We start from the raw sequence: 547 nt of genomic DNA, 5'->3' as shown, positions 1-547 counted from the left end.
TGATGCTAGACTAAAAAGTAGACACAGATTGTTATAATAAATATATCAACTATAACGGGGTGTGTCTGTATGGCAAGAGGTAAACGATTCGAAGATTCATTTAAAATTGAAACCGTAAAGTATGTTCGTGAAAATAATAAGTCTGTTGCTCAAGTAGCTAGAGAAATTGGCGTGAATGAGAATACTTTACATGGGTGGGTGAAGAAGTATGGCGAACAGCCAGAAATAAAGGCTGTCCAATCATTTTCCTCTGAAGCAGCTGAATTAAGAGCTCTACAGAAGGAAATCCGTGATCTTAAGGAAGAAAATGAAATCTTAAAAAAGGCGATGCACTACTTCGCGAAAGACCCTCGGTAAAATATGAATTCATTCATAAAAATCACTCCCGATTCCGAGTGGAGAAGATGTGCAGCGTTCTGGGAGTTTCCAAAAGTGGCTACTTTAAATGGCTAAATCGACCAAAAAGTAACCGGCAGAAACAACACGAGAAATTATCACGAAAGATTCTTCAGACCCATATAGAATTTAAACAACGCTACGGCAGTAT

The 547-nt window shown here is 38.0% G+C and carries 1 protein-coding gene; it reads left to right on the top strand.

The genetic code is table 11. The features are described from left to right. Positions 1-69 precede the first annotated feature (69 nt). On the top strand, positions 70-357 hold the full coding sequence (locus tag HHO41_RS22060; RefSeq protein WP_169102745.1) for a transposase: 288 nt from the start codon (positions 70-72) through the stop codon (positions 355-357). The last annotated feature ends 190 nt before the right edge of the window (positions 358-547 follow it).

Origin of the sequence: Bacillus sp. DNRA2, assembly GCF_012843265.1 — a bacterium.
In the GTDB taxonomy this organism is placed as follows: Bacteria; Bacillota; Bacilli; order Bacillales; family Cytobacillaceae; genus Bacillus_BU.
Note: the sequence above shows the minus strand (reverse complement) of the source record. Positions and strands in the feature narration are given on the sequence as shown.

Bases quoted from the DNA above. Each gene is read 5' to 3' on its own strand.
- HHO41_RS22060 (WP_169102745.1), top strand. From the start codon at position 70: ATGGCAAGAGGTAAACGATTCGAAGATTCATTTAAAATTGAAACCGTA.